The sequence below is a fragment of the Luteococcus sp. H91 genome, assembly GCF_038433135.1.
Lineage (GTDB): Bacteria > Actinomycetota > Actinomycetes > Propionibacteriales > Propionibacteriaceae > Luteococcus.
Window position 1 is genome coordinate 1 of sequence record NZ_JBCDMV010000045.1, and the last position, 9,875, is coordinate 9,875.

Consider the following 9,875-nt stretch of genomic DNA (forward strand, 5'->3'; position numbering starts at 1 on the left):
ACGCCTGCTGGGCAACGGCTACTGCCGCCGACCCGTCGAGCTCGACTGCCGCTACGAAACGATCTGCGAAACCTGCCCCATGTTCTTCACCACCAACCACCACCGGCCCACCCTCATCGCCCAACGAAACGACGCCTGCGCCAAAGGCCAAACCCGCCGCGCCGAGATCTACACCAGCCTCCTCGAAGACCTCGATCACGCCACCGCTTGACACCGATCACCCACATAAGCCGAAGCCGCCTTCAAGATCGCATTCGCCCTCTTGAGTTCGGCGTTCTCCCGCTTCAGGCGTTTGATCTCGGCCGACTCCTCGCTGGTGACGCCCGGGCGCTGACCGTGGTCGACCTCGTCCTGGCGGACCCAGCGTCGCAGGGTTTCCGGGGTCGAGACCCCGACCAGCTCAGCGACCTTGACCATCGCCGGCCAATCCCCGTCATAGCCCGGGCGGGTCTCGTGATACATCCGCACCGCCCGCGCCTTCACCTCAGCCGGGTACCGCTTGCTCGTGTTGCCTGGCATGACTCCAACCTTCCCAAAATTCGGAGTCTCCGGACATCCCGGGGCGATTCAATTAGTCAGCGTCGCCAGACCGCCAGGAGGCCCCTTGATATAGGGCTCTCGGTAGACCAGCTTGCGTTGACTGTTGCCGAGACCGCGGGTTGGTGAGCCCAGTGGCCACGCACCACCCACCGGTGCCGGTAGACCCGGCCCCCGGCGTCGGCATCTCCAGGGTCGGTGGGCACGTAGCGCAGCGGCCGCAGATCGAGCAGGGTGACTTCCCGCACGGGAGACGGCCCCTGACGGGTGAGGGCAGAGCCGGCAGTGCTGGTGGTGCGTGTGCGCTCGGTCAGGGTGGGCATCGCCATCAGGACCCAGGCGGCGTGCAGGAAGCTGCCCACGACCCGGTAGTCGGAGGGGAAGTCCTCGGGCGTGGTCCCATAGAACACCATCCAGGCCTGGGGCGACAGTTCGCCCGCGTAGCCCAAGCGGTGGCGGGCGCTGGAAGTGATCTTGCCTCAGAGGACCACGAACAGGATCTCGCCCTCAATTCAGACTCGAGCGCCGCAGAGGCTCAAAGGATCAATATATACCTGGTGCGCTCGCGCAGCGGCGCATATCCGAGTCCCGAAAAGAGCCTTCTGCTCTCGAGGTTACTATCTAGGACCGTTGCCTGCAGTCTCTCGACTCGCTGCTCAAGAGAAAGCCTTTGCATCAAGCTCTGAACTATTGATTTAGCTACCCCCCGCCCTCTCTCTTCAGGGACAACGTAGACATCCTGAAGAACGCCGACCCTGCCAACCGGACTTAGAGACAACTGCCCAAATCCCACGCACTTCCCACCATCAAACATCAGACCAGTAAAGAGCTTACCGCCACCGCTGAGATACCTCAAACTAGCCTCATGTACTGAACGCGCTCCGCAAACCACATCCGCGCCGATCTGCCAGCCTCGCTTGATTTGGCGATCATTTTCCATGGCATCCATTAGTCTTTGGATCTCAATTAACGATCTCGAATCTGGCATCCCTTCGATGATTTCGATATTTGGATCCTTGCGAACTGCCTCAACCTCCAAACCCCTAGCAAGGACGATCTCTGTCGAGATTGCTTTGAACCCCAAGGCCTCGCAAAACTGCGCAGCAACCGAGCCTTGGGGAACTGTTGCACGCACTGCGCTCCGACGTTCCGACATCGTAAGCTCTCCAAGCACGCTCTCAAAGAGGCATCGACCGTACCCCTGGCGCATGAAATCAGGTAGCACAGCAATATTGATGGCTATCTCTCTAGAATCCTCACCAATGGACGTCAGCGTGCGCGCCGATGCAATAACGCAATTCGATTGACCTTCAACACCCCAATACAATCCCAACGGATTGGTGTGGCTCCGACACACTTGTTCCAGATATGCCACAGATGTGCCTCTCTCAGGAGGCTGCCCTAGGGCTGTCTGCGCTCGCGTCCAGATTTCCGCATCCTTTCGCAGCGAGGCACTGTCGCGTGTGTCAACTTTTATTATTCTCATGGGAGCCTGTATCGCGATCTTCTTCATGCATGGAAATATTAAAAGTCGTACCCGCAGCCGAACATAGCTACGGGTACGACATTTTTGACGGCCCTTACTGGGGCTCCTCACCCAAGCTCGGGAGGCAACCCTGCCGGCGCGACATCTGCTTCGGAGTAGCGATGATCTCCATCATGATGATTCACCTCCTCTCCCAGAATTCTTTTCCGATCCTACTCCCTGCCCAGAGATGTAGAGCGGGAGAAGTTCTCCGTGGCGCTCAATCAGCGCCTTTCCAAGAAATATCTGGGACTGATTAATGCTAGGGCCGGGACATCTACCACCCATGCAAGCCACCTTCCCGATGCAAAACCATCTCTGGTTGCATTCCTGGCAATCACGCGACGCCCTCGGATCGAGGTCCTTGCAAGCCATGCCCTGAACTAGCTCGGGATCACGCGCAATGTCCTCCACTCCCGGGAACTCGCTTCGATCACTTTCAGGTGTAGCAAAGAAGGCACATGGGACCACCTTCCCATCCGCCAACACTTTGACGGAGTATGGAGCGTGGGCACGACACAGACCCCTCGAGCCAACAAGACGATCCGGCAGTGGCCAACCAAATTCCAAGAGGGCGTCGAGCGCGTCTCCATACTTCCACTCTAAGAACTCCGCTTCAGAAAGAACGTCACAACCAGGATCTCCCACAAAGGATTCGTCGATCCGCTGCACCTGAATATATTTGACGCTCGCTATCTCTTGAGAATTGAACCACTCCAAGAAACTTGGGAACTCTTGAGTATTTCCAGAGTGTGCGTTGTAGCGGACTGAAACAGTATGCCCCTCACCCGGAGTAAGCTCCCGCAGGTGGGCAAGGGAAATTTCCAGGGAATCACCTCGACGAGATGGACGCATCACAGCGTGGTCTTTTGGCAAGGACATGCAGACGCTGATTTGAGCGTGCTCAACAACATCGAGAACAGGCTGGATGGAAAACATTCCGTTGGTGGCCATGCTCATGCTGTATGGGACGCCTGCCTGATTCATCCCGCAACATATCGTAATAATGTCGTCAGTCGCGATAAGAGGCTCACCACCGATGAACTCAACTTGCCATCCTTCGACCTTGCGTTCTCTGTACAAGGTTGTAACGTAGTCAAGAATGGCGTCCAGATTCTTAGTTCCAAGTCGCGTCCGTGATCCCCAATCACGTTGATAGCAGTAAGGACAGCTCAAATTGCACGCCGTCGTCGTCTCTACGCTCAGCTGCCCCCATCCACTATCGCAAGTAAAATCATCGACAGCACTCAAGGAGAAGTAGGAAGCCTCGCTAGTTCCGAGTGCAAGATCTTGCCGCAGGATTCGACGGCGCAGCTCTTCATCGACTACGGCACATCCTCCATGGCAGAGGTTTAGCGCGATTGAGCCGTCGCAAGTGGGTTCCCCCATGAGCACCGGTCCCACTCGAGTTGTCGCCATGCTTTCCCTCCCATTCACTCCGAGTGATCGAATGAACTTCCGGGCCGCGGAGCGGTGGTATTCCTTCCAAGATTGGAAAACTCTCATATACTGCGGTTGCAGTCAACTGTACGCAGGGCGAAAGGCGCCACGTCAAGGATGATTGGACAATCTGTGATCAATCGCACACAGTACGCGTTGTCATGTCGATTCCAGAGGGAGTCAACCGATGCAGCATCGCGAGACTGAGCCAGGTGACGCCGACATCCGACTGCGAGACCTGCCGCCTGCGCTGTGGGCCTGGTTGGGATTCGTGGCATTGTCCCAACTTGGTGACATCGTCCTGCGAATGGGTTTGAGCTGGACGTCAACGGCCATCGGGCCCATCTTTGCCGGGTGGGTGACATCCGCAACTCTTCTACCCAGTGTCCTCCTCCTGTTGGTCGGAGGAAGCTTGGGCGACCGCTACGGCCAGCGTGTCATCTTGCTCATCGCGACCTGCGTATCAATAGTGCAGTACACGCTCCTGACCTTCGCGCTGCACCTCAACGCGCCTGTCACAGTGCTGCTGATCGCCAACGCAGTAGTGTCTGGAGTCCTCAGTGGCATACGAGCACCATCCAGCATCATCTACGCGCGAACATTCGTCCCACCGGAACAGACCCGTCGGGCGATCGCATGCAGTTCCGCTGTGTCGCAAAGCGTCTCGATCATCGCGCCAGCTGCCGCTGGGCTCCTGATCGCTCAATACGCCCTGAAAGGGGCCGTGTTGTTCGACCTAGCCACCTTCATTCTGCTCTTGTCGGGACTTCTTCTACTGCAGCCGAGGTATCTCCCGCCTCCACCAACCCGTAGGCCTCCCATGATTACCCATCTCCGGGAGGGCCTCACACAGTGGAGCAGGCAGCGTGAAATCGTCACTCTTACGGTGGGGGTCTCCCTCATGGCCGGCACGGTGATGCCCCTGGTGGGCCTGTGCCTCCCTCTTTATGTCCGATCCAATGGATGGTCAGCGTCTGACTTCGGTGTCCTGGAGGCAGCATGGTCAGCATCGACCCTCGCCACGAGTCTGACCATCGCTGCCAAGGGAACAGCCACACGCCCCATCATCCCGTTGCTCGGTGGGCCTTTCGTCTGCGCAGCGGGCACAGTCGCGCTCGCCTTTACACATCGGCTCATCCCCGCCGTGGGTTGTGTGATAATCATCGGTCTCGGGCTCATGCTGTTCACCGGTCATGCCTCACCGGTCTTCGTCCAGCTCACACCTGAGCACATGCTCTCTCGTTTCAGCTCAATACTTCAGCTGAGCCAAATGCTCCCAGTAGGCGTTTTGAGTCCTGCACTTGGATACCTCGCGCACCACGCAGGGTTGAAGATCGTCTTCCTCATTCAGAGCTGCGGCGTTCTCCTTGTCATGGGGATCATCGCGCACTCTCATCGACTGAGGCATGCACTCACCAACGACTCATGAGTTCCACGACTTTCCATCATGCCTTCAAGCTGCGGTGGTGGCCCGTGTACCAGTACGTGGTCTGCCGCGCCTCGGCCTGAGAGGTGACATCATGTGTAGTCGCGCAGGGGCACGGCCGGGTTGAATGAGTAGCCGTCCGGGGTGTTGGGCGGCGGGGATCGTCCCTGGGTCTGGGAGGCGATCAGGCGCACGTCGTGGACGGCCTGTCCGCGGAACTTTCGGATGCGGGGCCAGGTGCCGTCAACGGGCCGCAGCTTCCGGGGGGGCGAGTCGCCGTCATGGCAGTCGGTGCCGGCTGGCGCCCCGGAGACATCACCTGGGAAAGGCCGGCGCGGCCGAACCCCTCAACAGGGCCAGGTCGCGTCCGGGCCCGGAAGCCCTACAAGGGCCGTCCGCCCCAGACCGAGGTGCCGACCGACGACGTGGGCGTGGTGATCCTCGCCCCCTCAGCAAGCTCGACCCAGTGGCCTACCTCCGATTCGCGAGCGTCTACAAGCACTACCAGAGCGTGGACGACTTCGCGGTGGGGAACGACAGTGACCAGTCACCGCGCACCTACGACATCCATCCACTTGTGGAGGCTGCCGGTCCCGACCAACCCCATTCCAACAGCCCTGGAGACCCCCCACGATGCCCACCAACACGCCCCGCATCAGCCCCTGCCTCGCCCCGTACTGCGGCGGCACCATGACCCTCCAGGACGCCACCTGGATCTGCGACAACGGCAGGCACACCGCGCCAGCCCTCGAGGCCCACGACGACGAAGCGCTCCCAGCCGCGGAGTGCGGGCCGGGAGCGTTGTGGCTCGATGGTTAGGTGAGTTCGTCGGTACGGTAGGCCTCCCGCACGCCCCAGTTGTTGCTCTTGTCAGGTTGGACGCCCAGGATGGCGCAGCAGCTGCGCCAGGCCTCGAGGCGGACCATGCACAGGTCGTATCCGTCCAGCTTGTGCGTGTGCTGACTCTCCCGGTCGATGTCGGGGTAGTGGTGGTGGGTGAGGAGTTCGGCCCAGTGGTCCTCCCGCCAGACGGACAGCACGACGTCGCCGGCGTGGCCGGTGTCGTCCATCTCGTTGGTCTGGTGCATGCGGACGGCTCCGGTCTCCTTCGTGCGGTAGATCCCCACGTTGGCGCCGTCGACGTACTCTAGGTGAGCGGGCGTGGGGAGCTGCTGGGTCATCGCGACCAGCAAGTTGTGCCGCGCCTCGTCATTGTCGTCCTCGAACTCTTCGTCGTCGAGGCCATCAAGGAGGTTCGCCTCCTGCTCGGCGGTCCAACGCTCACCGTAGAGGTGAGCATTGCCACGTGTCAGGAGCCGCCCGAACCAGTCGATTCGCTGGGTAATCATGAGCATGCCTTTCGTGTGCTTGGTCGGCCTAGGCGCCGCTCTGCCTTCCAACGCCGCGGAGGGGGCGATTGGTGACCGGAGGGGTTCCGGGCGGTGTGGTGGAGGTTGCCGGGGCACCTGCGCTCCCCCGAGCGGTACAGGTGCCCCGACTGGTCTGGGGTTGGTCAGGCCCAGGTGCTGTGGGCCTGGTGGTGAAGGCAGCGCCAGGCAGCGACTGCTGCCTTGTGGCCGTCGCTGTTCTTGATGGGGATCACGAGCAGCTGGAGCGCACCGTCGATGACGGCAGGGAGGGGTTCGCGGGTGGCTGGGAGCGCTCCGCGCTGCCTGCAGGCTGCAGTACGGGCCAGAGGCTGGCAACGGGCGTGGGGGCAGACCCTGCCCAACTCCCCCAACCCATCCGACCCCAGACACCCCAACACCCGCACAGCGCCGAGACCCCCCACAGACCCCGAACGAGTCGTTTGAGGCTCAGCCCTGTGATGTTCTGCTTGTTCGTCGAAGACGCCGCGCTGACGCCCCGTCACCGACTGATCATGGCGCGCCTGGTTGTCGACGACGGCTGGCCGGTCAGCGAGGTTACTGCCCGCTTCCAGGTCTCCTGGCCGACCGTGAACCGCTGGGCCGACCGCTACCGCGCCGGCCAGTCATGCAGGACCGTTCCTCGCGACCGCACCGCTCTCCGAACAAGACCGATGCGAAGCCGGCCAAGCGCTGCATCCAGCTGCGGCTCCGACTGCGGGAAGGTCCCGTGCAATTAGCCTGTCGGCTGGGGATCGCGCCGTCGACGGCCCATCGGATCCTGACGGACGCGCACCTGAATCGGCTCTCCCACGTGGATCGTGCCACCGGGGAGCCCGTCCGCCGCTACGAACACGACCACCCCGGCGCGATGCTGCACGTCGATGTGAAGAAGCCAGGGCGAGAAGAACCGCGCCGCCACACCCGACAAGCCCAGGAACAAGTACCGGGACCCGTTGATGGGCAAGGCCTTCGTCCACACCGTCATCGACGACCACTCCCGCGTCGCCTACGCAGAGATCCACGACGATGAAACCGCGATCACCGTTACCGCCGTGCTGGTGCCGGCTGTTGAGTGGTTCAACGCCCGCGGGGTCACCGTCGAGCGGGTCCTGTCCGACAATGGCGGCGCCTACAAGTCACACCTGTGGCGCGACACCTGCGCCGAGCTCGGGATCAGGCACAAGCGCACCCGTCCGTATCGGCCGCAGACCAACGGGAAGATCGAACGCTTCCATCGGACCCTGGCCGATGTCTGGGCCTACGCCCGCTGCTAGCGGCAATGAATCGCCGCTGTAGGGATCTGCCAGGAGGCCGCTCACCGGATGACATGGGCGTTTCCTATCGGCTTTGATCTGCGTCAAGTCGCGAACCACGGATCCGGTCCCTGACCGTGCATCCACGCCCGACTGAGGGCCACCTGTTGTGCGGTAGGAATAGTGCTCTTGAGTACCCGTCCCCGCTAGAACGTCCTTTGACCACCAGATCTCCGACGTGGGCGCGGGCTTGTGCGATTTCTGTAGGGGTAGCCAGCTTGATCTGCCCGTCCTCCTGCACTTGGGGCTGGCAGCCGGCCGTCAGGGGGCAGCGCACAACGGTTCTCGGTTTGGTCAATCACCAGGACACCGTGGCAGGAATTTGGTGATGTCTGGGTGGAGCTTGTGGATAGCTGGACTCTCCGACGGGCATGCGGGTCCGAAGGTCAGGTCAGCACGTACATGAGGGGAATGACTTCCACCCAGGGCTCCACCGTGGCCTGCCATGCGTCCCACTCGGGTGTTGCCAACGTGATGGAGATCCTGATCTTGCGGGTCCAGCCGTCGGGGTGGAAGTGCTCGACGGCGTTGATGGTCTCCTCAAGCTCCGCAGGGGTGCCGTTGACCAGGTCGGCGGCCTCTTCGGGGGTAAGTCCCCCGGGAAAGTTGCGGTAGTGCTCGGTCCAGTCCTGGGCGACGGGCTCAAACCCGGTGAGCCGCATGAGATGCCCGTCCCATCGCCCTGTAGCGGCCACGAGCCCTGCAGCCGCCAGCTGGCGGGCAAGTTCTGGGTCCGCAATGGAGGTCAGGACAGCGCCGTAGGAGCGTCCTACCCCGCCGCTCGAGTCGACGGGGTAGGACAACCAGCACCCCTGTTCGTCCTCCACCAAGCTGCCGAGCACGACGATGTCGCTGCCCACAGGAACCGAGGAGTAGGGGTTGTTCATGTCAAAGGACTATGCCGTGACGGGATCCTTGGGAGCAACGATCCAGCTACCCGCCCCTCCCCCGCCGCCGCCACCGCCGGAGGTGCGGTAGTAGGCCGTGAGCGTGTACTTTTCGGACTTGTTCTTCGTGCACGTGTGCCGCTCGTAGCGACGCCAGTTCTCATCCTTGTCGATGAACTTCAGCCAGTAGCTCTCGCACGTCTGCTTGTTGGTGAAGTTCGTGTGCACCACGTAGTACTTCTGAGAGTCATCCGCCCGGGCCTGTCCTGTGCCGGCGGTCGCCGTGATCCCCGACAGCAGGACGGCAGCTACCGCGATTCGGGACAACTTCGCCTTCTTCGTCATTCCTCTGCGCTCCTTACGTTGTGCTCAAGGAGACAGGGCCACCCGTGACCCCATCGTCTCCGGACCTCTACCGGAAGAACTTCCGGCAGCACGACAAAGGTACGGAGCCCAGAAAGTCACCATGTTTGCCTCGCCCTGGGATCAAGGGACCTAGGTCGTAAACAGGGCCGCCAGCAAGGCTCCCAGCAGCAGCCCGGGACCGTACGGGAAGGTTTGCTGGATCGGTGGGTGGTCAGGGCGGGGATGAGGGCCAGGAGTGTGCCAAGCAATGCGCCCAGGCATACGGTCGGCCAGGAGATCAAGACGGTTCCGAAGCCGCAGAGCAGCGCCAGGCGCACGTCGCCGAACCCCATGCTGCCCAGAAGTCGCCACATCAGCCAGAAGAAGCTCCGCACCAGGAAGCCGGCGATCAGAGATCGCAGGAGGACAGCGGCCGGCAGCGCATCTACCGCCCATGACAGTGCGAGGATGCCCAGGATCAAGCTCGGCCACGCCGACTTGTCGATGACGATGGTCTACGCCCGCATCGGTGACCGCACCGTCGCCGACCAGTACTTCCAGGTCACCAACAAGATCGAAGCCCTCTACCAAGCCACCGAGCCCGCCATCCCCGTCCTGCCCGCCGAGGCCGCGGGAGCCGCCATGACCGCCCTGCACGCCGAAGTCGACAAACGCCTGCTGGGCAACGGCTACTGCCGCCGACCCGTCGAGCTCGACTGCCGCTACGAAACGATCTGCGAAACCTGCCCCATGTTCTTCACCACCCACCACCACCGGCCCACCCTCATCGCCCAACGAGACGACGCCTGCGCCAAAGGCCAAACCCGCCGCGCCGAGATCTACACCAGCCTCCTCGAAGACCTCGATCACGCCACCGCTTGACACCGATCACCCACATAAATCGGCTTTCTTCGCGGCCGAGCTCGACCGGCCAGGGCAGTGATCGTCGACTTCATCCGCGAGCACGCCGGCAGGCGTGAGGCGGATGGGTTGCGGTGGGGTGTCGAGCCGATCTGCCAGGTCCTGCGCGAG

General features: G+C 61.8%; 9 protein-coding genes and 3 pseudogenes. 5 read left to right on the forward strand and 7 right to left on the reverse strand.

Annotation, left to right across the window (positions count from 1 at the left end):
* On the forward strand, positions 1-211 hold a 211-nt coding region (locus AAEX57_RS15995), incomplete at its 5' end, for a hypothetical protein (RefSeq protein ID WP_342093290.1).
* Here AAEX57_RS15995 and AAEX57_RS16000 read toward each other — a convergent pair.
* The 4 genes and pseudogenes from AAEX57_RS16000 to AAEX57_RS16015 form a co-directional block, all read right to left on the reverse strand.
* Positions 208-519 (reverse strand): annotated as a pseudogene (locus AAEX57_RS16000) (transposase); the annotation flags it as partial. The gene AAEX57_RS15995 and the pseudogene AAEX57_RS16000 overlap by 4 nt on opposite strands.
* A gap of 56 nt (positions 520-575) precedes the next feature.
* Positions 576-950 carry a hypothetical protein gene (locus AAEX57_RS16005; RefSeq protein ID WP_342093291.1) on the reverse strand — a complete coding sequence of 125 codons (375 nt, stop codon included), beginning with the start codon at positions 948-950 and terminating at the stop codon, positions 576-578.
* 122 nt (positions 951-1,072) lie between these two features.
* Positions 1,073-2,050: a GNAT family N-acetyltransferase gene (locus AAEX57_RS16010; protein ID WP_342093292.1), complete on the reverse strand. Its 978-nt coding sequence runs from the start codon at positions 2,048-2,050 to the stop codon at positions 1,073-1,075.
* A 144-nt stretch (positions 2,051-2,194) separates the two neighbouring features.
* The gene (locus tag AAEX57_RS16015; RefSeq protein ID WP_342093293.1) at positions 2,195-3,145 is read right to left on the reverse strand and encodes a hypothetical protein; all 951 of its coding nucleotides are present in this window, start codon (positions 3,143-3,145) and stop codon (positions 2,195-2,197) included.
* 544 nt (positions 3,146-3,689) lie between these two features.
* Between AAEX57_RS16015 and AAEX57_RS16020 the strand changes: the two genes are divergently transcribed.
* Positions 3,690-4,931, forward strand: coding sequence for an MFS transporter (locus tag AAEX57_RS16020; protein ID WP_342093294.1), 1,242 nt, complete (start codon positions 3,690-3,692; stop codon positions 4,929-4,931).
* Positions 4,932-5,743: 812 nt separating this feature from the next.
* On the opposite strand, the gene AAEX57_RS16030 is transcribed toward AAEX57_RS16020, so the two are convergent.
* Positions 5,744-6,277 carry a hypothetical protein gene (locus tag AAEX57_RS16030; protein ID WP_342093295.1) on the reverse strand — a complete coding sequence of 178 codons (534 nt, stop codon included), beginning with the start codon at positions 6,275-6,277 and terminating at the stop codon, positions 5,744-5,746.
* Positions 6,278-6,756: 479 nt separating this feature from the next.
* Here AAEX57_RS16030 and AAEX57_RS16035 point away from each other — a divergent pair.
* A pseudogene (locus tag AAEX57_RS16035) lies at positions 6,757-7,569 on the forward strand (IS481 family transposase); the annotation flags it as partial.
* A gap of 428 nt (positions 7,570-7,997) precedes the next feature.
* Here AAEX57_RS16035 and AAEX57_RS16040 read toward each other — a convergent pair.
* Entirely contained in the window at positions 7,998-8,498 is a 501-nt protein-coding gene (locus AAEX57_RS16040) for a hypothetical protein (RefSeq protein ID WP_342093296.1), read from the reverse strand.
* Positions 8,499-8,507: 9 nt separating this feature from the next.
* Positions 8,508-8,843: a hypothetical protein gene (locus AAEX57_RS16045; protein ID WP_342093297.1), complete on the reverse strand. Its 336-nt coding sequence runs from the start codon at positions 8,841-8,843 to the stop codon at positions 8,508-8,510.
* A gap of 258 nt (positions 8,844-9,101) precedes the next feature.
* Between AAEX57_RS16045 and AAEX57_RS16050 the strand changes: the two genes are divergently transcribed.
* Positions 9,102-9,725, forward strand: coding sequence for a hypothetical protein (locus AAEX57_RS16050; protein WP_342097814.1), 624 nt, complete (start codon positions 9,102-9,104; stop codon positions 9,723-9,725).
* Positions 9,726-9,749: 24 nt separating this feature from the next.
* A pseudogene (locus tag AAEX57_RS16055) lies at positions 9,750-9,875 on the forward strand (IS3-like element IS987 family transposase); the annotation flags it as partial.